The sequence below is a fragment of the Streptomyces europaeiscabiei genome, assembly GCF_001550375.1.
Classification (GTDB): Bacteria; Actinomycetota; Actinomycetes; order Streptomycetales; family Streptomycetaceae; genus Streptomyces; species Streptomyces europaeiscabiei.
Map to the genome: position 1 here is coordinate 13,696 of NZ_LRTR01000450.1, position 18,682 is coordinate 32,377.

Below are 18,682 nucleotides of genomic sequence, written 5' to 3' on the forward strand. Positions count from 1 at the left end.
GGGGGCTCAGGCCAGCAGGTCCACACAGTCGAACGAGGTGCCCGGACTGAGGAACGCCGTGCCGCTCGAACCACTGACGATGTTGAGTCTCAGTACGTTGTACTGACTGGTGTTCGACTCCCATGCACTGGCAGGGACGCTGTAGGTGAACGTGTGGTTGTTTCCCCGGTACGAACCCGTGGTGAGCGACCGGGTGGAGGGCTGCTTCGGGGCCGCCGGAATCGGCGAGACCCAGTCATTGATGGATACCCGCGGCCGCCCGCCCGCGAACGCGTCCGTGACACCGATCCGCAGGGTGTGCGCGGCGGCGGCCTGGGCGGCGGTGAGTCTGAAGAAGACCTGGATGCCGTCGTTGACGTCCTGCCAGATGTACGCCGGGAAGGACGCCACCGGGTCACCGGCGCCCAGCGTGACGTTGCCCGTCCACTTCGCCGCGCGGCCGTCGGACGGATGCGCGTGCGTCATCAGCTCGGCGTTCTTGAACCCGCCGGGCGTGCCGTCCCAGTCGCCGAGCCGCCAGAGCGTCTTCGCGGTCGACGGATCGCCGGTGATGGTGATGGTGTTCAGCGCGGTCGAGCCGCCCGCCGTCACCTTCACCTCCCGGGTGTGCACGGCCAGCTCGCCCTTGTGGACGGTCAGCGTGTACGTCCCCGGCAGCATCCCCCTGCAGGAGAAGGCGCCGGTTCCGGCGGCGGCCTTCGCCCAGTACTGGGCGTCCTTGTTCGCGAAGCCGACCGTGTAGGCGTACCTCGCGTCCATGCCCTTGAGGCCCACGCCGGCCACCTTGCCGCGCCCGGCCCTGCCCACCCAACCGGTGATGCCGAGGCCGTCCACCCAGGACGTGTCCAGCTTGTCGTGGGCCAGCGAGGCCGAGGGCGCCCCGCCGTCCGTGAACGCCAGGACGTACGGACCCTGCAGGCCGAAACGTTCCGCCTCGGTCTGGGCCTGGTTGTAGTGCAGGATCTCGTAGAGGCCGGCGCCGAGGTCGTTGGAGTGACGGAGCAGTGAGCGGTAGAAGGGGCCGCCCGAGGCCTTCTCATGGTTGGAGCGGACGATCCACAGGCCGACCGAACCGGTGGTGAAGCCGATGTGGTCGTAGTCGATGACCCGCTTGCCCGAGTAGTGCTTGGAGTGGGTCGTGCCGTCCGCGCGCCGCCAGACGTCACCGGCCTCGATGACCTTGTCGGAGGCCTCGATCCAGGAGTCCGGCCCCTCGTTCGGGAACATTCCCGGCTTGAGGCGGACGAGGAAGCGGGTAGCCGTGAAGGACGCGTCCGCCTTGTTCGTCCACAGGTAGACGTTGTTCTGGCCGCTACGGGCCGCGTACCACTGGGTGACCGCGCCGTGCACGGCCTTGATCAGGATCGTCGACCCGGACTGCCGGACCGTGACGGTCGAGGCGCCGAGACCCGATTCGACGTGCGAGTGCCTGCCGCCGTAGCCCTCGTACTCCTTGCCCCTGTAGCGGAGCGAGGTGAGGTCGCCGGTGGTCCTGGAGACCTTGAAGACCAGGTTCGCCCCGGTGTCGACGACGAAGTTCTTTCCGTCGTCCGAGTGGCCGAACCCGGCGGCGGACGCGGTGGAGAGAAGGCCGGTGCCGCCCGCGACGGCGGCGCCGGTGGCGGCGACGCCGAGCGCGCCGGCCCCGAGCACGCGCCGGCGCGTGAGGCGTCTCTTGTGGGTGCTCAAGGGTGGTACTCCGCAATTGTCGGATCTTGGCTTGCTTGTACGTGATGGCGGATGGCGAGAACTTGCTGGTGGTTCCGTCCGCGCCGGTACCGATCCGGGTCGGCTCCCTGCCCGATGCACGGCACGCCGTCCGCACCCGGGCCACCGACGATCACGTTCCTGAGCACCGCGCCGTCCGCCGGCTCGAAGATCGGGTCGTGGCCCTCGGCCCGGCTGCCGTCGCCGAGCGCGGGCTTGCCGAAGCGGGCGGCGACCGAACCGATCACGGCCCGCCGGCCAGTGACCCGACGGTGGTGCCGGACGCGCTGTGCTGCAGGTGCGGTCATGAACCCGAATCCTTGCCGGTGGTGACTCTTGCGCCTACTGGTCGCCACCGGCGGAGAAAGGGTTGCCGCGTCCACGGATCTTTTTCACGAAAGATCTTTTCTACGAGTCGCCCTCGTCCGAGGAGCCCTTGTCGTCCTGGCCGCCCTCGAAGCCGCCCGCCACCGCGAGGTCGTCGCCACCCGCCTTCGCGGTGACGGCGTAACGGTCGCCGCCCGCGTCCCGGCCGCCGCGCTCGTGGTTGTACTGCCCGGCGAAGACCAACTCGCCCTTCGGGGCCGTACGGCCGTCCTTGAGCACCCAGGTGTAGACCAGGAAGCCGTCGTCCGCCTCGACCGTGAGGTCGAAGTCCTGCTCCGGCAGCGAACGCCAGGCGCCGGTCGAGGTGACCCCGCCGGTCTGGGCGATCCGCAGCTGGACGGTCAGTTCGGTGAGCTGCTCGCTCGTCCTCAGGGTGAGATTGCTCTGCGCCCAGAATTCGTTGCTGTGCGGGTCGATCGAGCTGTTCGACGAGAGCGGACCGTCCTCCTCGTCCCCCGAGGTGGGCAGCTCCGGCGCGGTCGTGTCCTTGGCGGACGGGCTCTTCGACGGCGTCGAACCGGGCTTGCTCTCCACCTTGCCGCCGGTGCTCGGGCTCGGACGGTCGGGGGGGATCGGGGCCCGGCTCGTCGCGGCCGGGGAGTCGAGCGGGGTCGGGGAGACCGCGACGGTCCGGTCGGCCGGCGGTGTCTCGCCCTTCACCGCGGAGGCGACCGCGTAGCCGCCGACCGCGAGCACACCCGCGACTCCGGCGGTGGCGGTGACCACCCGCACCCAGCCCCACAGCGGCGGCCGGGTCGCCTTGCGGCTCCGGGGCTCCTCGGGGGCGGCCATACCGCGCTCGATCCGGGCCAGGATGCGGGCGCGGTCGGGCTCGTGCGCCTCGGCCGACTCGCGCAGCCGGGCGCGCAGGTCCTCGTGCACGTCCCTCATCGGTCCCTTCCTCCGCTGCCCGGCGCACCCGCACCGGTCACTCTCGCGCCCGGCACGCCCCCGCCCGTGATGCCGGCATGCATACGCCGTGGTGTGCCCTCGGTGCCGAGCAGCTTCTGCAACTCGGCCATCCCCTTGGACGTCTGGCTCTTCACGGTACCGACCGAGACCCCGAGGGCGAGCGCCGTGTCCTTCTCCGAGAGGTCGAAAGCATGCCGCAGGACCACACAGGCCCGCTTGCGGAACGGCAGTCTGCGCAGCGCCGACTGGACGTCGACCACGCCGGGCACGTCGGGATTCTCGGTCTTCTCCTCGCGTTGCGACCAGAACAGCGTGATCCTGCGGCGCTCACGGACCGCGCTGCGGATCCGGGTGCGGGCCAGATTGGCGACGACGCCACGGGCGTACGCCACCGGATGGTCCGCCGCGCGGACCCGGTCCCAGCGGTGCCACATCGCGAGCAACGCGTCCGCGGCCAGGTCGTCGGCGGCGTCGGCCTCACCCGTCAACAGGTGGGCCAGGCGGGAGAGTTCGGCATAGTGACGTTCGAAGAAGGCGTGGAACTCCACGGAGGCTGCGTCGTCGACGACAGTGCCCACGGGGACCTCTCTCCTGGCTGCGGCCACAGCAGCCGAGCCGGCTGGCTGTGCGTGTCATGTGGATGACATGTGATCGTCCGAGGTCGACCCCCGACGAGATCCGGAAGAGTAGCAGTGATCGTGAAAGGTGTTCGTACGCGGCTTCGAACGCCGTCTTGCAGGGAGAATTCCGATTCCGTAACACGGAGAAAACCTGAATCAGGTTCAACGGAGACACAATCCAGCCAGCATCCGCGCGTAGTCCACGCACGTCACTAGGAGCACCGTTCATGTCCGACGCACAGAAGGTGGCCGACCGGCCCGCAGCCGAGCCACCCGGGGCGAACAGCGTCGATCGCTTCTTCAAGATCAGCGCCCGGGGATCCACCTTCGCCCGTGAGATACGAGGCGGCCTCGCCACGTTCTTCACGATGGCATACATCCTTGTCCTGAATCCCATCATCCTCGGCAACGCCAAGGACAAGTACGGCCACACCCTGGACGGCGCCGAACTCGTCACCGCCACCGCCCTCGTGGCCGCGGTGATGACCATCATCATGGGCGTCGGCGGCAACCTGCCGCTCGCGCTCGCCGCCGGCCTCGGCCTCAACGCGGTCGTCGCCTTCCAGATAGCCCCGCTGATGAGCTGGTCCGACGCGATGGGCCTGGTGGTCCTCGAAGGCCTGCTCATCTGTGTCCTCGTGGTCACGGGCCTGCGCGAGGCGGTCATGCACGCCATCCCGCAGCCGCTCAAGCAGGCGATCAGCGTCGGCATCGGCCTGTTCATCGCCTTCATCGGCTTCGTCGACGCCGGGTTCGTCAGCCGTATCCCGGACATCGCCGGTACCACCGTGCCGGTGCAACTCGGTGCCACGGGCGCGCTGTCCGGCTGGCCGATCCTGGTCTTCTGTCTCGGTGTCCTGCTGACCATCGGCCTGCTCGCCCGCAAGGTGAAGGGCGCGATCCTGATCAGCATCCTGACGATGACCGTCGTTGCGATCGTGATCAACTCGGTGGCCGACATCAAGAGCTGGGGCCTGACCACCCCGAAGGTCCCCGACGACATCGTCGCCGCCCCCGAGTTCGGACTGATCGGCGACTTCAGCCTGTTCGGCTCGTTCGGCGAGACCACCGTCATCACGGTCGTCCTGCTGATCTTCACCCTGCTGCTGTCGGACTTCTTCGACACCATGGGCACGGTCGTCGGCATCACCGCCGAGGCGGGTCTGCTCGACGAGGAGGGCAAGGTCCCGAACCTCGGCCGGGTCCTGCTCATCGACGGCGCGGCGGCCGTCGCGGGCGGCGCCGCCTCCTCGTCCTCCGCGACCTCCTACATCGAGTCCGCGGCCGGCGTCGGCGAGGGCGCGCGCACCGGCTTCTCCAACCTGATCACCGGCGGCCTCTTCGCGGTGGCGCTCTTCCTCACCCCGCTGCTGACCATCGTCCCCATGCAGGCCGCCGCGCCCGCGCTCGTCGCCGTCGGCTTCCTGATGATGACCCAGGTCAAGAACATCGACTGGGACAAGTACGAGATCGCCATCCCCGCGTTCCTCACCATCGCGGTCATGCCGTTCACCTACTCCATCACCAACGGCATCGGTGCCGGCTTCCTCGCCTTCGTCCTGATCAAGACGGTCCTCGGCAAGGCGAAGGAGGTCCACTGGCTGCTGTGGGCCACCTCGGCCCTGTTCCTGGTGTACTTCGCGATCAACCCGATCCAGCAGCTGTTCGGCGTGAAGTGACGCCGTCCGTGCGCTGACGGCGAAGGGCCGCCCTCCGGGGGGAGAGAGGGCGGCCCTTCCTATTCAGGTGGTCCTTTGTTCAGGTGGTCCTCTTCGAGGTGCCCCTCAGCCCTTCAGCGCCGCCTCCATGACGGCCTTGGCCACCGGCGCGGCCAACCCGTTGCCGCTGACCTCCGAGCGCGCCGCGTTCGACTGCTCCACGACGACCGCGACAGCGACCTCCTTGCCGTCGGCCTTCCCGAACGACGTGAACCAGGCGTACGGCGTCTTGCTGTTGTTCTCGCCGTGCTGGGCCGTACCGGTCTTGCCGCCCACCGTCGCCCCGCCGATCCGCGCGTTCGTGCCCGTGCCGTCCTCGACGACCGTCCGCATCGCCGACTGCAACTGCTCGGCGGTGCCGGCGCTCATGATCTCCAACGCGCCCGCGTCGGCGTCGTAGTCCTCCAGGACATCGCCGCCACCGTTGGTGATCTGCGCGACCATGTGCGGCGAGACCAGCCTGCCGCCATTGGCGATCGCCGCAGACACCATCGCCATCTGGAGCGGCGTCGCGGTGACGTCGTACTGGCCGATGCCCGTCAGCGCGGTGGAGGATTCGTTCATGTCCGACGGGTAGACGCTCTCGTACGCCCGCACCGGCACGTCCTGCGTCTTGTCGTCGAAGCCGAACTTCTCGGCCATCGCCCTCACCTTGTCCTGGCCGAGGGCGACGGCCATCCTCGCGAAGACGTTGTTGCACGAGTACTGCAGCGCCGTACGGATCGTGGCGTTCTCGCAGGGCGCGCTCGGGTTCTCGTTCGACAGCTCCGTGGTGGTGCCCGGCAGGGTGTACGGGTCCGGACTGTCGGTCTTCGTGTCCACCGACGCGTACAGCCCGTCCTCCAGCGCGGCCGCCGCCACGACCAGCTTGAACGTCGACCCCGGCGGCAGCGGCTGGCGCAACGCCCGGTTGGTCAGCGGCTTGTCCTCGTCCGCGTTGAGCTTCTTCCAGGCCGCAGCGGCGGTGTTGGCGTCGGTGAGGGAGGACGGGTCGTACGACGGGGTCGACACCACCGCGAGGATCCTGCCGGTCGTCGGGTCGATCGCCACGGCCGCGCCCTTGTTGTCGCCGAGCGCCTCGAACGCCGCCTTCTGCACGGCCGGTTCGATCGTGGTGATCACATTGCCCGGGTCGGCCCGCTTGCCGGTGACCGTGTCCGTCACGGTCCTCAGCCGGAGGTCCGTGCCGTCCAGCAGGTCCTGGTAGACGCCCTCCAGCTGCGTCGGCGCGTAGGCCTGCGAGGCGTAGCCCGTCACCGCCGCGTACAACTCGCCGTCCGTGTACGTGCGCTTGTAGGCGAGGTCGCTGTCCTTGGTCCGGGCCGAGCCGGTGATCGAGTCGCCCGCCACGATGATGTTCCCGAGCGGGTCGGCGTACGTCCTGATCACGTTGCGCCGGTTGTTCCGGTCGTCCGCGAGCGCCGTGCCCTCGTAGAACTGCACCCAGGTCGCCCGCACCAGCAGGGCGAGCACGAGCAGCAGGGTGAAGACGGCGGAGCGCCTGATCGTCTTGTTCATCGCACCCGGAAGGACGAGCGGGATGCGATCAATCGTTCCCTTCGCCCGGTTTTCTCATGGGGTCCTCATGAAACCGGGGTTGCCCCCGAGGTGAAACCGGGGTTGTCCCCGAGCCGGTTCGGGGTCCCGGTTCGGGGTCTCGTCCTTCCGGGTCCCGTCGTTCCGGGTCGCCCCGGGGCCGGTTCCTCGCGGGCTCAGAGCCGCCGCGTCGCCAGCGTCAGCCGGTCGCGCGCGTCGAAGAGGGCGTCCTTGACCAGTTGTTCGTGGGCGGGGGTCAGCCGGGCCACCGGGACCGAGCAGCTGATGGCGTCACGGGCCGGCGTGCGGTACGGGATCGCCACACCGAAGCAGCGTAGCCCCAGCGTGTTCTCCTCGCGGTCCACGGAGAACCCCTGCTCGCGGATCTGGCGCAGCTCCTCGATGAGCTGCTCCCGGTCCGTGATCGTGTGCTCCGTCAGCGCCGGAAGGGTCTCCGGGAGCATCTTGCGGACCTGCTCGTCGGTGTGGGTGGCCAGCAGCGCCTTGCCCAGGGAGGTGGAGTGGGCGGGCAGCCGGCGGCCGACACGGGTGAAGGGGCGCAGATAGTGCTGCGACTGCCGGGTGGCCAGATAGACGACGTTCGTGCCGTCGAGGCGGGCCAGGTGGATGGTCTCCGTCGTGTCGTCCGACAGCCGGTCCAGCGTCGGCCGGGCCAGCGCCACCACCTCGTCGCCGTCGATGTACGACGTGCCCACGAGCAGCGCCCGTACGCCGATGCCGTACCGCGTGCCCGTCGCGTCCGTCTCGACCCAGCCCAGCTCCACGAGGGTGCGGAGCAACATGTACAGGCTCGACTTGGGGTAACCGACGGCTTCCTGGACCGCCGCCAGGGAGTGCATTCCGGGGCGCCCGGCGAAGTATTCGAGCAGCTCAACGGTCCTCACCGCCGACTTGACCTGTGCTCCGCCGCCCGTCTCGACTGCCGACATCGCCCTTGACCCCTATCGTTCGACGGGAAATAGTCTCAGACAGCATATTCATCATCAGAGACAGCGTTCAGCATATCGAACGACCCTGGTGGATGGACCCAGAAATACGCTCAGGAATACGTGGAGGAACCCCCGGTGGCAGCAGCACCAGTCTGGAGTGTCGACCCCCGAACCGGGAAGCAGCGCGAGCAGGTTGCGGTGGAAGCCACAGCTCAGGAGGTGGACGCCGCCGTCCGCGCGGCGCACACCGCCCGCGGCTCCCTGGCCGACCGCACGGTCCGCGCGGCCTTCCTGCGCTCCGCCGCCGAGCAGCTCCAGGCGGCCAAGGACCAGCTCGTCGAGGTCGCCGACGCGGAGACCGCGCTCGGCCCGGTCCGGCTCACCGGTGAACTCGCCCGCACCTGCTACCAGCTGCGGGCCTTCGCCGACATCGTGGACGAGGGCGCGTTCCTCGACGTGGTGATCAACCACCCCGACGACACGGCCACCCCGCCCATCCCCGACCTGCGCCGCTACAAGGTCCCGCTGGGCGTCGTCGCCGTCTACTCGGCCTCGAACTTCCCCTTCGCCTTCTCCGTCCCCGGCGGCGACACGGCGAGCGCGCTGGCCGCCGGCTGCCCGGTCGTCGTCAAGGCCCACCCCGACCACCCGGCGCTGTCCGAGCTGGTCGCGATCGTGCTGCGCCGGGCCGCCGCCGAGCACGGCATCCCCGAGGGCGTCCTCGGCCTCGTCCACGGCTTCGAGGCGGGCGTCGAACTGGTCAAGCACCCGCTCGTCACCGCCGCCGGCTTCACCGGTTCGGTACGCGGTGGCCGCGCCCTCTTCGACGCGGCGGCCGCACGGCCGGTGCCGATCCCGTTCCACGGCGAGCTGGGCTCCCTGAACCCCGTCCTGATCACCGCTGCCGCCGCCGAGGAGCGTGCCGAGGCCATCGGCACGGGCCTCGCCGGCTCCATGACCCTCGGCGTCGGCCAGTTCTGCGTGAAGCCGGGCCTGGTGCTGGCGCCCGCCGGCGCCGCCGGTGACCGGCTGCTCAAGTCGCTCACCGACGCGGTCAGCGACGTCGGCTCGGGGGTCCTGCTGGACCACCGGATGCGCGACAACTTCCTCGCCGGCGTCGCCGAGCGTGCCGAGCTGCCCGATGTGGAGTCGCCGGTGACCGCCGGCGCGGGCGGCGAGCACACCGTCAGCCCCGGCTTCCTGACCGTCCCCGCCGGCAAGCTGGCGGCCGAGGGCGAGCACGACCTGCTCCTGGAGGAGTGCTTCGGGCCGCTCACGGTCGTGGCGCGCTACGAGGACGAGGACGAGGCCAAGTCGGTCCTGTCCCGTCTGCCGGGCAACCTCACCGCCACGGTGCACGTGTCCGGTGGAGAGGCCTCCGGGGAGGGGCGCGGGCCGGAGCTGCTGGCCGAGCTGACGCCGCTGGCCGGGCGGGTGCTCGTGAACGGCTGGCCGACGGGTGTGGCTGTGGCCGCGGCCCAGCACCACGGCGGCCCCTACCCGGCGACGACGTCCACGTCCACGTCGGTGGGCGGTACGGCGATCGAGCGGTGGCTGCGGCCGGTGGCCTACCAGGGGGCGCCCGAGGCGCTGCTTCCGGCGGAGCTGCGGGACGAGAACCCGCTGGGGCTGCCGCGGCGGTTCAACGGCCACCTGGAGCGGTAGCGGCGCAGGGGGTTCGGCTCGTTCCGGACTGCGCGTGCGTCATGGTTGCTCGCGCAGTTCCCCGCGCCCCAAGGGGCGCGGCTGGGGGCCGCGAGCTGCGAGAATCCCCCAATGGACGTCGAAATTCCCGAACTCCCGTTCTCTCTGCGCACATACGGACCCGATGGGCACTGGTCCCATGAGGACGGGGTGCTCACCGGGTGGGCCGGTCCTCGGCAGGACCGGTTCGTGCCGCCCACCGGCGAGGGCCTGGATCCCGTTTCGGACGCGCCCCGGCTGCTGGGTTCGCCGGAGGGGGACTTCCAGCTGATCGCCCGGGTCACCGTCGGCTTCGCCGCCGGGTTCGACGCGGGCGTGCTGTACGTGCACGTGGGGGAACGGGCCTGGGCGAAGCTCTGCCTGGAGTACTCGCCGGACGTGCCGACCGTGTGCACGGTGGTCACCCGGGGACATTCGGACGACGCCAACTCCTTCACCGTGGAGGGCAGCTCGGTGTGGCTGCGGGTCAGCCGCACCGGCCGGGCCTTCGCCTTCCACGCCTCCCGCGACGGCAAGCAGTGGACCTTCGTCCGTCTCTTCACCCTCGCCGGCGAGCAGGAGAGCGGCGCCGCCCTGGTCGGCTTCATGACCCAGTCCCCGATGGGCGAGGGCTGTGTGGTCACCTACGACGAGATCGAATTCCGCCCGAACTGGCCGAAGGACCTGAGAAACGGCAGCTGAGGGCAGCCGACGCAGCCGGGGGCCGCGCCCCGTTTTCAGGGGCGCGGGGAACGGCGCGAGAGCCCTCCGAGAGCCTCCGTCGAACCCGCACAAACCCACGCACGGGTCCCCCGCCCCCGACAGCCCACCCACCCAAGCCGCCCCTCGGGGTCGAAGGGGCAGCGCCCCTGGGGAGACGGGACGGGTAAGGGCGGCGGGGGCGAAAGAGATCCGCGGAACCACACCGCCCTCGCTCACGTCCTCCCCGGCATGATCAAGGACCGTGTGAACCGAGTGACCGGAGCGCGCGTGATCAGGACCGCGCTCCCCGCCGAGGCCCCGGCCATCACCACCCTGCACACCCGCGCCCGCGCCACGTACTACCCGAACGGCACCCCCACCGACGGCCCCGACTGGCCGACCGCCTGGCGCCACGCCATCGAGCACCCGGACACCCACGTACTGTGCGCCGCGGAGCAGGGCCGCATCACCGCCGTGGCCTCCTTCCGCACCCCCGATGGCGCACCCGCCGACACCGTCCACCTCGCGCAGTTCCACGTGGACCCCGTCCACTGGCGCCGCGGCACCGGCCGGGCCCTGCACGCGGCCTGCGTGGAGGAGTGGCGGGCGGACGGCAGACGCACGGCCGGCCTCTCCGTCCACGTGGACAACCACCGGGCGCGGGCCTTCTACGCGAACCTGGGCTGGGCGCCCGATCCCCTGTACCCGCCCGCCCCGGGCGACCACCACGTTCTCCTCGCTTTCACCGTGACCGGGGAATGAGCACGGCCGGGAATGAGCCAGGCTGCTTGAACGTTCACCAACCGTAGAAGCGGAGGCCGTCTCCGTACCCGTACGACCTGGAGAGAGCTGACACCATGCGCGTCGAGATCTGGAGCGACATCGCCTGCCCCTGGTGCTACGTGGGCAAGGCCCGCTTCGAGAAGGCGCTCGCGGCCTTCCCGCACCGCGACGGCGTCGAGGTGGTGCACCGCTCCTTCGAGCTCGACCCGGGCCGCGCCAAGGACGACATCCAGCCGGTCCTCACCATGCTGAGCAAGAAGTACGGGATGAGCGAGGCGCAGGCCCAGGCCGGCGAGCACAACCTCCGTGAGCAGGCCGGCGCCGAGGGGCTCGCCTACCGGGCCGAGGGCCGTGATCACGGCAGCACCTTCGACATGCACCGTCTGCTCCACTTCGCCAAGGAGCAGGGGCGCCAGAGCGAGCTGCTGCAGGCCTTCTACCGGGCGAACTTCGCCGAGGAGCGGTCCGTGTACGCCGACGCGGACTCCTATCTGGTCGAACTGGCCGTCGAGGCGGGGCTGGAGGAGGACGCGGTCCGCAAGGTGCTGGCCGACTCCGCCGCGTACGCCGACGCCGTCCGCGCGGACGAGCGGGAGGCGGCGGAGCTCGGCGCGAACGGGGTGCCGTTCTTCGTGCTGGACCGGAAGTACGGGGTGTCCGGGGCACAGTCCGCGGAGGTGTTCGAGAAGGCTCTCGTCCAGGCGTGGGGGGAGAGGCCGGCGCCGTTGCAGGTCGTGGCGGCCGAGGGCGCGGAGGCCTGCGGGCCGGACGGGTGTGCGGTGCCTCAGTAGGCCGGGAGACCCGCACCGCAGGTCAGCCGCCATGCATAAGCATTACTTGGGGAAAGTGCGCAGAACATCTCAATGGACGTGAGATGCGCCCGGCCGCACAGTGGTGACATGGAGACCTTCGAGAGCCTCGTCCGGACCGAGTTCGCCCCGAAGAACACCTATCTGAACACCGCGAGCACCGGGCTGCTGCCGGCCCGTGCCGTCGACGCGATGAAGGCCGGTGTCGAGTCCGTGGCGGCCGGACAGCCGCAGGACATGTTCGCCGATGTGGAGGCCGCACGGGCCGCGTTCGGGCGGATCGTCGGGGTGCCGGACCGCCGCGTGGCGGCCGGGGCCTCGGTCGCCGTCTACAGCGGGCTGATCGCGGCCTCGCTGCCCGAGGGCGCGGAGGTGCTGACCGCGGAGGCCGACTTCACGTCCCTCGTGAACCCCTTCCATGTGCGCGGCGACCTCAAGGTGCGCCAGGTCCCGCTGGAACGCGTCGCCGAGTCGGTGCGCCCCGGCACGGCGCTCGTCGCGGTGAGCGCCGCCCAGTCCGCCGACGGCCGGGTCGCCGACCTTGGCGCGATCAGTGAGGCCGCGCGGGCGCACGGGGCGCGTACGTACGTGGACGCGTCGCAGTCCGTCGGCTGGCTGCCGATCGAGGCGGACGCGTACGACTACGTCGTCTCCGTCGCCTTCAAGTGGCTCGTCTGCCCGCGCGGAGTGACCTTCCTCGTCGTCCCGGAGGACTTCGGCGGCCTCACCCCCGTCTTCGCCGGCTGGGTCGCGGGGCAGGAGCCGTGGGACAGCTGCTACGGCCCGGTCCAGGAACTCGCCGACTCCGCCCGCCGGTTCGACGAGAGCCCCAGCCTCTTCTCGTACGCGGGCGCCCGCCGGTCCCTGGCGCTGATCGAGGAGCTGGGTGTGGCCAACGTGCGGGACCACGACCTGGCGCTGGCCGACCGGTTCCGCGCGGGTCTGGCCGGCCTCGGCCACGAGCCGGTTCCGGCGCCCGGATCAGCGATCGTGTCGGTGCCCGGACTCGGCCACCGACAGGCGGAATTGAGCCGTGCGGGGGTCGAGGTCTCCGACCGCGCGGGCCATCTGCGGGCCGCCTTCCACCTGTACAACACGCGAGCGCACGTCGACCGGCTCCTGGACGTTCTGTCCGACTGACTTCCGAGACCCACTGGCGCGGACCGTGCCTCGGACGCTAGGAAGGCATCACTAGGTGGTGGTGCCGGTGGAGCCGACGCTCGAACAGCCGTTCACCGATGTGGAGTTGCATCGGCGGCTGGTGTACGGGGACGAGTCCGCGCTGCGTGAGGCGTACGCGGCGTACGGGGGACTCGTCCGGCGGGTGGCCGTACGGGTCACCCGCAGCCCGGCGGCCGCCGAGGACGTGGCGCAGGAGGTCTTCGCCCAGCTGTGGAGCAGGCCGTACGGCTTCGACGCGCGCCGGGGCTCGCTGCGCACCTGGCTGTCCATGGTGGCCCACCGGCGGGCCGTGGACTGGGTGCGCGGCGAGGCCCGGCACCGCAAGGACGCCCGAGCCGACGACTCCGCGCTGCACGCCATCCCCGACGCCGGGCCCGGCCCGGACGAGGCGGTCGTCGACCGCGAGCTTTCCCTCCTGCTGCACACCGCCCTCGCCGAACTCCCGCGCCCCCAGCGGGAGGTGGTCCACCTCGCCTACTTCGCGGGCCGCACCTACCGCCAGGCCGCCGTCGAACTGGGCATACCCGAGGGCACCGCGAAGACCCGGCTCCGCTCGGCCCTGCGCAAGCTGGCGGAGTCCCTCGCGGACCCGCCGGACCCGGCAGTGGTGAGGGGCGCGTGATGGGGGCGTACACCACCGTCCGGGCCGCGCGGAGCGTGCGTATCGTGGACGTGGCAGGGCGAAAGGGCGGCGCGCGATGACCAACGACCACGACGGCGTACGGGAGCTGCTGGCCGCCTGGGCGGTCGGCGCGCTCCCACCCGGCGACCGGCGCACGGTGCCCCTGCACCTGGCCGGCTGCGAGTCGTGCGCGGCGGAGGCCGAACGGCTCCGCGACACCGTACGCCTGCTGGACGGCACGCCGGGACCGAGTGCCGTGCCCGGTGGTTGCGTGAACGGCAGCGCCGACGGTGTCCTCGCGCTCGCCCTCCGCTCCCGTCGGCCCCGCGCCGCCGAGATCGCCCACCACGCCGCCCCCTACGCGGCCGCCGTGGCCGGACTCCAGGCGCTGGTGCCGGAGTTGGACGGCCGCTGGAGCGCACCGGTCGTGCACGACTGGGACGCGCACGCCACCGTCGCGCACCTCGTCGCGGCCGACGAGCACCTCGCCGTACGCCTGGGCATCGACACGCGCCTGCCCGCCTCGCACATCCCGGAAGGGATGTCCGCCGGGGACGCCTGGGACAGGCGTACCGCCGACGTCATCGCCCACGAGCACGGGCGCACGCCCGGGGAGACGGTCGCCACCTGGGCGGCGCAGGCCGCCGCGCTGCTGGCCACGCCCGAGGCCGGCGACCCCGAACTCGCCGCCCGGCCCGTCACGGTGATGGGCCTGCGGCTGCCGGTCGCCGACCACTTCGTGGTCCGCGCCTTCGAGGCGTGGATCCACACGGACGACATCGGGCGCGCGCTCGGCCTCCCCGTCCCCCCGCCCCCCGACGAACACCTCTGGTCCCTGGTCCGCCTGGCCGTCCGCATCCTCGGCCCGGCCCTCCACACCGCGCCCCCCGTCCTGTTCGAGGTCACCGGGCCCACGGACACCAGCTGGATCCTCGGCGACGACACCGGGCCCGTACACGCCGAACTCACCCTGGACCCCGTCGACTTCTGCCTCCTGGTGGGCGGCCGGTACGCCCCGGACGAGGTCCCGAGGGGCATCACGGGAGACGAGAGCGCCGCGAGGACCGTACTGGAGAGGGCGGCGTCGCTGGCGTGGCTGTGAGAAGGGGACCATCCTGACGCAGGTGCGTGTCCGCGCCCCTGAGGGGCGCGGGGCTCCGGCGTGTGCGGCTGCGCCACGCGGGCGCGACCAGCCCCACCGACCGGCAGCCGCCCACAACCGTGGTGGCCGCAGCCGATCGGGACGCGCGAAAGGGCCGGGCGGTCGCTCGGGGGCAGCGACCGTCCGGCCCCGTCAACGGGACGGCGGGGTCAGCGCACCGGGGTGAAGTCCCGTGCTCCGATGAACTCCGGCCGCGGAACCGGCGCCGAGAACGGCTCGACCGCCGTGTTCTCCACGCTGTTGAACACGATGAAGACGTTGCTGCGCGGGAACGGCGTGATGTTGTCGCCGGAGCCGTGCATGCAGTTGCAGTCGAACCAGGTCGCCGAACCGGCCTTGCCCGTGAACAGCTTGATGCCGTACTCGGAGGCCATGGCCGTCAGCGCCTCGTCGGACGGGGTGCCGGCGTCCTGCATCTGCAGCGACTTCTTGTAGTTGTCCTTCGGGGTGGCCCCCGCGCAGCCGAGGAACGTCCGGTGCGACCCCGGCATGATCATCAGGCCGCCGTTGGTGTCGTGGTTCTCCGTCAGCGCGATCGACACGGACACCGTCCGCATGTTCGGCAGGCCGTCCTCGGCGTGCCAGGTCTCGAAGTCGGAGTGCCAGTAGAACCCGGACGCGCCGAAGCCCGGCTTCACGTTGATCCGCGACTGGTGCACGTAGACGTCCGAGCCGAGGATCTGCCGGGCCCGCCCGACGACCCGCTCGTCGCGCACCAACCGCGCGAACAGCTCGCTGATCCGGTGCACCTCGAAGACCGACCGGATCTCCTGCGACTGCGGCTCGACGATCGAGCGCTCGTCGGCGCGGATCGCCGGATCGGCGACGAGCCGCTCCAGCTCCTGCCGGTAGACGGCGACCTCGTCCGGCGCGATGAGCTGCTCGACGGGGAGGAAGCCGTCGCGCTCGTACGCCTGGAGTTCGGCGAGGGAGACCGGGCCGGGCGTGCCGGGGGAGCCCCAGACGACCGGGTCCTGACGCGGGACCGACACCTCGGTGGCTCCGCGGCTGGGGTAGAGGTCGGTGATCGTGGTCATGGTGGTCAGCCCTCCTCCGTCAGTAGGGGATAGACGCCGTTCTCGTCGTGGTCCTCCCTCCCGGTCACGGGCGGGTTGAACACGCACAGGCAGCGGAAGTCCTCCTTCACCCGCAGCGTGTGCCGCTCGTGCCCGTCGAGGAGGTACATGGTGCCGGGCGTGATCGTGTAACTCCGCCCGGTCTCCTGGTCGGTGAGCTCGGCCTCGCCCTCGACGCACACGACTGCCTCGACGTGGTTCGCGTACCACATCGACGTCTCCGTACCCGCGTACAGGACGGTCTCGTGCAGGGAGAACCCGACGCGTTCCCGGGCGAGCACGATCCGCTTGCTCTCCCAGGTACCGGACGCCGACTTCACATGCCGGTCGGTTCCTTCGATGTCCTTGAACGAACGGACGATCACGGTGTTGCGATGCCTCCTCGATAGGTTTCTCTGGTGATCCGCTGTGGTCTCAGACGGTCTCCCGCACGGCTCGGGCGAGGACGCGCAGCCCCTCGTCCAGCTCGTCGGGGGTGATGGTGAGGGCGGGCAGCAGCTTGACGACCTCGCTCTCCGGGCCGGACGTCTCGATCAGCAGGCCGAGTTCGAAAGCCCGCTGGGCGATCCGCCCCGCGCGCGCCTTCTCGTGGAACTCGATGCCCCAGACCAGGCCGCGCCCCCGGTACTCCTTCACATCGGCGAGGTTCTCCTCGGTGATCGAGATCAGTGCCTGCTCGACCTGTTCACCGCGCTCCCGGGTCTGCTTCTCCATCGCGGACCCGTCCGCCCAGTACGCCTCCAGGGCGGCCGTCGCCGTGACGAAGGCGGGGTTGTTGCCGCGGAACGTGCCGTTGTGCTCGCCCGGCTCCCAGATGTCCAGCTCCGGCTTGAACAGGCAGAGCGACATCGGCAGCCCGTAGCCGCTGATGGACTTGGAGACGGTCACGATGTCGGGGGTGATGCCCGACTCCTCGAACGAGAAGAAGGCGCCCGTACGACCGCAGCCCATCTGGATGTCGTCGACGATCAGCAGCATGTCCTGCCGCTCGCACAGTCCGGCGAGCGCGCGCAGCCACTCCGGGCGGGCGACGTTGATGCCGCCCTCGCCCTGCACGGTCTCGACGATCACGGCGGCGGGCTTGTTCAGCCCGGACCCCTGGTCCTCCAACAGCCGCTCGAACCACAGGAAGTCGGGGACCTGCCCGTCGAAGTAGTTGTCGAACGGCATCGGGGTCCCGTGGACGAGCGGAATGCCCGCCCCGGCCCGCTTGAAGGCGTTGCCGGTGACCGCGAGCGACCCGAGCGACATGCCGTGGAAGGCGTTGGTGAACGACACGATGGCCTCGCGCCCCTTCACCTTCCGGGCCAGCTTCAGCGCCGACTCCACCGCGTTGGTGCCGGTCGGCCCCGGGAACATGACCTTGTAGGGCAGGTCGCGCGGCCGCAGCACCAGGTTCTGGAAGGACTCCAGGAAGGCCCGCTTGGCGGTCGTCGACATGTCGAGCCCGTGGGTGACGCCGTCCCGCTCCAGATAGTCGATGAGGGCGCGTTTGAGCACGGGGTTGTTGTGGCCGTAGTTGAGTGAACCGGCGCCGGCGAAGAAGTCCAGGTAGGTGTGGCCGTCCTCGTCGTGCATCCGGCTGCCCTGCGCGCGGTCGAAGACGGTGGGCCAGCCGCGGCAGTAGCTGCGCACCTCGGACTCCAGGGTCTCGAAGACGCTCAGGTCGGGCTGGGTGATGGTCACGTCGAATCGCTCCTCGATGCGTGGGGGGAGAGAGGAAGAAGGGAGGGGAGGGAGGGGGAGGGAGTGCGGGCGGGCTCAGGGGGACAGCGGGCCGATGCGGTGGAGCATCTCGGGCTGGTGCGGGCCGTCCGGGAAGTCCGCCGCCTCGAACAGGACCGTGCGCTCGATGTCCGCGCCATGACGTGCGGCGTACGAGGCGAACAGGCGCTCGGACGCGGTGTTGCCCGGCGTGATGGTGGTCTCGACGGTGGTCAGGGGGTGCCGTCGCGCGACCCGTGCCGTGAGCCCGTCCAGCAGCGCGGCCGCGAGGCCGAGCCCCCGGTGCGCCTCGTCGACGGCCACCTGCCACACGAGCAGGGTGTCCGGCCGCTCGGGCCGCACGTACCCGGTCACGAACCCGACCGGTTCCCCGGACTCGTCCCGCGCCACCACCGAGGTGTCCGCGAAGTCCCGGCACCACAGCAGATAGCTGTACGAGGAGTTCAGGTCCAGGGTTCCGGAGTCCCCGGCGATACGCCACAGCGCCGCGCCGTCCGCCACGCAGGGGCGGTCGATCCGAATCCCTTCCACGATTTCCTCAGGAGCTTCCAGGGGCTGGGTGTGCAGGTCTGCTTGTGCGGCAGTCATACGGCTTGAATTTACCCAGCGGAATTTCGAATTGCATCGCCCCGCGGGGTTACGTATGCGCCGCCCACGTGTTATCACGCGGGCGTGAGCGCTCCGGTGTAGCGAGGTGGATCTGATGGTTTTCGTCCGGAAATTACCGGACGAAAAGGGTGCGCTGTGGAGTCGGTCACACGTGCGTAACCCTCACGAGATCTGCTCGAATTGCGCCCCTCAGTGTTCGCGAAATCTTTGCGTTTGAGGAAGGTGAGAGCGGGCAGAAGAATACGGGGTTCTGCCCGCTGAATTCAATGAATTACCGTCGAGGAAAAGCGCCGTGTTTGCCCTTGGCGGAACCTTTTACGCCCAGGCCCTCGTCGCCGCGCGACGGGCCCCCGCCAGGTCCACCACCCTGCCGAACCCGGTCAGCGCCGCCCCCAGCCCCGCGAGGCAGGCGTGCACGACCCCCGGTGTCGCGTCGGGGCCGTAGTGGTTCACGCGGACCATCTCCGAGGCGAGGGCGCCGCCGCCCGCGGCCAGCGGC

The 18,682-nt window shown here is 70.5% G+C and carries 17 protein-coding genes and 2 pseudogenes; 8 read left to right on the forward strand and 11 right to left on the reverse strand.

Translation table 11 applies throughout. The annotated features are described in order from the left end of the window. Positions 1–6: 6 nt before the first annotated feature. The 4 genes and pseudogenes from AWZ10_RS21870 to AWZ10_RS21885 form a co-directional block, all read right to left on the reverse strand. Entirely contained in the window at positions 7–1,689 is a 1,683-nt protein-coding gene (locus AWZ10_RS21870; protein ID WP_060891861.1) for a rhamnogalacturonan lyase B N-terminal domain-containing protein, read from the reverse strand. Positions 1,690–1,799: 110 nt separating this feature from the next. Further along, a pseudogene (locus tag AWZ10_RS53795) lies at positions 1,800–2,015 on the reverse strand (pectate lyase); the annotation flags it as partial. 100 nt (positions 2,016–2,115) lie between these two features. Continuing rightward, positions 2,116–2,985, reverse strand: coding sequence for a hypothetical protein (locus AWZ10_RS21880; protein WP_046708924.1), 870 nt, complete (start codon positions 2,983–2,985; stop codon positions 2,116–2,118). Beyond that, a complete protein-coding gene (locus AWZ10_RS21885) occupies positions 2,982–3,584 on the reverse strand; it encodes a SigE family RNA polymerase sigma factor (RefSeq protein WP_037691388.1) in 603 nt (200 codons plus the stop codon). Before AWZ10_RS21885 ends, AWZ10_RS21880 begins: the two co-directional genes overlap by 4 nt. 269 nt (positions 3,585–3,853) lie before the next feature. On the opposite strand from AWZ10_RS21885, the gene AWZ10_RS21890 reads away from it, so the two are divergent. Further along, entirely contained in the window at positions 3,854–5,305 is a 1,452-nt protein-coding gene (locus AWZ10_RS21890) for an NCS2 family permease (RefSeq protein ID WP_046708923.1), read from the forward strand. Between the two features lie 105 nt (positions 5,306–5,410). On the opposite strand, the gene AWZ10_RS21895 is transcribed toward AWZ10_RS21890, so the two are convergent. Beyond that, positions 5,411–6,862, reverse strand: coding sequence for a peptidoglycan D,D-transpeptidase FtsI family protein (locus AWZ10_RS21895; RefSeq protein ID WP_060891863.1), 1,452 nt, complete (start codon positions 6,860–6,862; stop codon positions 5,411–5,413). Positions 6,863–7,056: 194 nt separating this feature from the next. Continuing rightward, on the reverse strand, positions 7,057–7,830 hold the full coding sequence (locus AWZ10_RS21900; protein ID WP_037691381.1) for an IclR family transcriptional regulator: 774 nt from the start codon (positions 7,828–7,830) through the stop codon (positions 7,057–7,059). 135 nt (positions 7,831–7,965) lie between these two features. Here AWZ10_RS21900 and AWZ10_RS21905 point away from each other — a divergent pair, with 135 nt between their 5' ends. The 7 genes from AWZ10_RS21905 (at position 7,966) to AWZ10_RS21935 (ending at position 14,713) form a co-directional block, all read left to right on the forward strand. Beyond that, positions 7,966–9,495 (forward strand): aldehyde dehydrogenase (NADP(+)), encoded by a 1,530-nt coding sequence (locus AWZ10_RS21905; protein ID WP_078935698.1) that lies wholly within the window; start codon positions 7,966–7,968, stop codon positions 9,493–9,495. 111 nt (positions 9,496–9,606) lie between these two features. Then, entirely contained in the window at positions 9,607–10,215 is a 609-nt protein-coding gene (locus tag AWZ10_RS21910) for a DUF1349 domain-containing protein (RefSeq protein ID WP_060891864.1), read from the forward strand. Positions 10,216–10,464: 249 nt separating this feature from the next. Continuing rightward, positions 10,465–10,977: a GNAT family N-acetyltransferase gene (locus AWZ10_RS21915; protein WP_173531729.1), complete on the forward strand. Its 513-nt coding sequence runs from the start codon at positions 10,465–10,467 to the stop codon at positions 10,975–10,977. Positions 10,978–11,072: 95 nt separating this feature from the next. Continuing rightward, entirely contained in the window at positions 11,073–11,789 is a 717-nt protein-coding gene (locus tag AWZ10_RS21920; protein ID WP_046709769.1) for a DsbA family oxidoreductase, read from the forward strand. Between the two features lie 108 nt (positions 11,790–11,897). Then, on the forward strand, positions 11,898–12,947 hold the full coding sequence (locus AWZ10_RS21925) for an aminotransferase class V-fold PLP-dependent enzyme (RefSeq protein ID WP_046709770.1): 1,050 nt from the start codon (positions 11,898–11,900) through the stop codon (positions 12,945–12,947). A 55-nt stretch (positions 12,948–13,002) separates the two neighbouring features. Next, positions 13,003–13,611 (forward strand): RNA polymerase sigma factor, encoded by a 609-nt coding sequence (locus AWZ10_RS21930; protein WP_037691371.1) that lies wholly within the window; start codon positions 13,003–13,005, stop codon positions 13,609–13,611. Between the two features lie 76 nt (positions 13,612–13,687). Continuing rightward, positions 13,688–14,713: a maleylpyruvate isomerase family mycothiol-dependent enzyme gene (locus AWZ10_RS21935; RefSeq protein ID WP_060891865.1), complete on the forward strand. Its 1,026-nt coding sequence runs from the start codon at positions 13,688–13,690 to the stop codon at positions 14,711–14,713. 209 nt (positions 14,714–14,922) lie between these two features. Here AWZ10_RS21935 and thpD read toward each other — a convergent pair whose 3' ends face one another. The 5 genes and pseudogenes from thpD to AWZ10_RS21960 all read right to left on the reverse strand — a co-directional run. Continuing rightward, complete coding sequence (thpD, locus tag AWZ10_RS21940; protein ID WP_046709678.1) at positions 14,923–15,810, reverse strand: ectoine hydroxylase; 888 nt, start codon at positions 15,808–15,810, stop codon at positions 14,923–14,925. 5 nt (positions 15,811–15,815) lie between these two features. Continuing rightward, entirely contained in the window at positions 15,816–16,214 is a 399-nt protein-coding gene (locus AWZ10_RS21945) for an ectoine synthase (protein ID WP_037691365.1), read from the reverse strand. 49 nt (positions 16,215–16,263) lie between these two features. Further along, the gene (gene ectB / locus AWZ10_RS21950; RefSeq protein WP_060891866.1) at positions 16,264–17,535 is read right to left on the reverse strand and encodes a diaminobutyrate--2-oxoglutarate transaminase; all 1,272 of its coding nucleotides are present in this window, start codon (positions 17,533–17,535) and stop codon (positions 16,264–16,266) included. 75 nt (positions 17,536–17,610) lie between these two features. After that, on the reverse strand, positions 17,611–18,162 hold the full coding sequence (gene ectA, locus AWZ10_RS21955) for a diaminobutyrate acetyltransferase (protein ID WP_234361233.1): 552 nt from the start codon (positions 18,160–18,162) through the stop codon (positions 17,611–17,613). Positions 18,163–18,498: 336 nt separating this feature from the next. After that, a pseudogene (locus tag AWZ10_RS21960) lies at positions 18,499–18,682 on the reverse strand (alanine--glyoxylate aminotransferase family protein); the annotation flags it as partial.

What these genes read in the sequence shown, in the direction of transcription:
- AWZ10_RS21900 (WP_037691381.1), bottom strand. Translation starts at nt 7,830, where the DNA reads ATGTCGGCAGTCGAGACGGGCGGCGGAGCACAGGTCAAGTCGGCGGTG.
- AWZ10_RS21880 (WP_046708924.1), bottom strand. Translation starts at nt 2,985, where the DNA reads ATGAGGGACGTGCACGAGGACCTGCGCGCCCGGCTGCGCGAGTCGGCC.
- AWZ10_RS21890 (WP_046708923.1), top strand. Translation starts at nt 3,854, where the DNA reads ATGTCCGACGCACAGAAGGTGGCCGACCGGCCCGCAGCCGAGCCACCC.
- AWZ10_RS21925 (WP_046709770.1), top strand. Translation starts at nt 11,898, where the DNA reads ATGGAGACCTTCGAGAGCCTCGTCCGGACCGAGTTCGCCCCGAAGAAC.
- AWZ10_RS21895 (WP_060891863.1), bottom strand. Translation starts at nt 6,862, where the DNA reads ATGAACAAGACGATCAGGCGCTCCGCCGTCTTCACCCTGCTGCTCGTG.
- AWZ10_RS21935 (WP_060891865.1), top strand. Translation starts at nt 13,688, where the DNA reads ATGACCAACGACCACGACGGCGTACGGGAGCTGCTGGCCGCCTGGGCG.
- thpD (WP_046709678.1), bottom strand. Translation starts at nt 15,810, where the DNA reads ATGACCACGATCACCGACCTCTACCCCAGCCGCGGAGCCACCGAGGTG.
- AWZ10_RS21915 (WP_173531729.1), top strand. Translation starts at nt 10,465, where the DNA reads ATGATCAAGGACCGTGTGAACCGAGTGACCGGAGCGCGCGTGATCAGG.
- AWZ10_RS21910 (WP_060891864.1), top strand. Translation starts at nt 9,607, where the DNA reads ATGGACGTCGAAATTCCCGAACTCCCGTTCTCTCTGCGCACATACGGA.
- ectA (WP_234361233.1), bottom strand. Translation starts at nt 18,162, where the DNA reads ATGACTGCCGCACAAGCAGACCTGCACACCCAGCCCCTGGAAGCTCCT.
- AWZ10_RS21920 (WP_046709769.1), top strand. Translation starts at nt 11,073, where the DNA reads ATGCGCGTCGAGATCTGGAGCGACATCGCCTGCCCCTGGTGCTACGTG.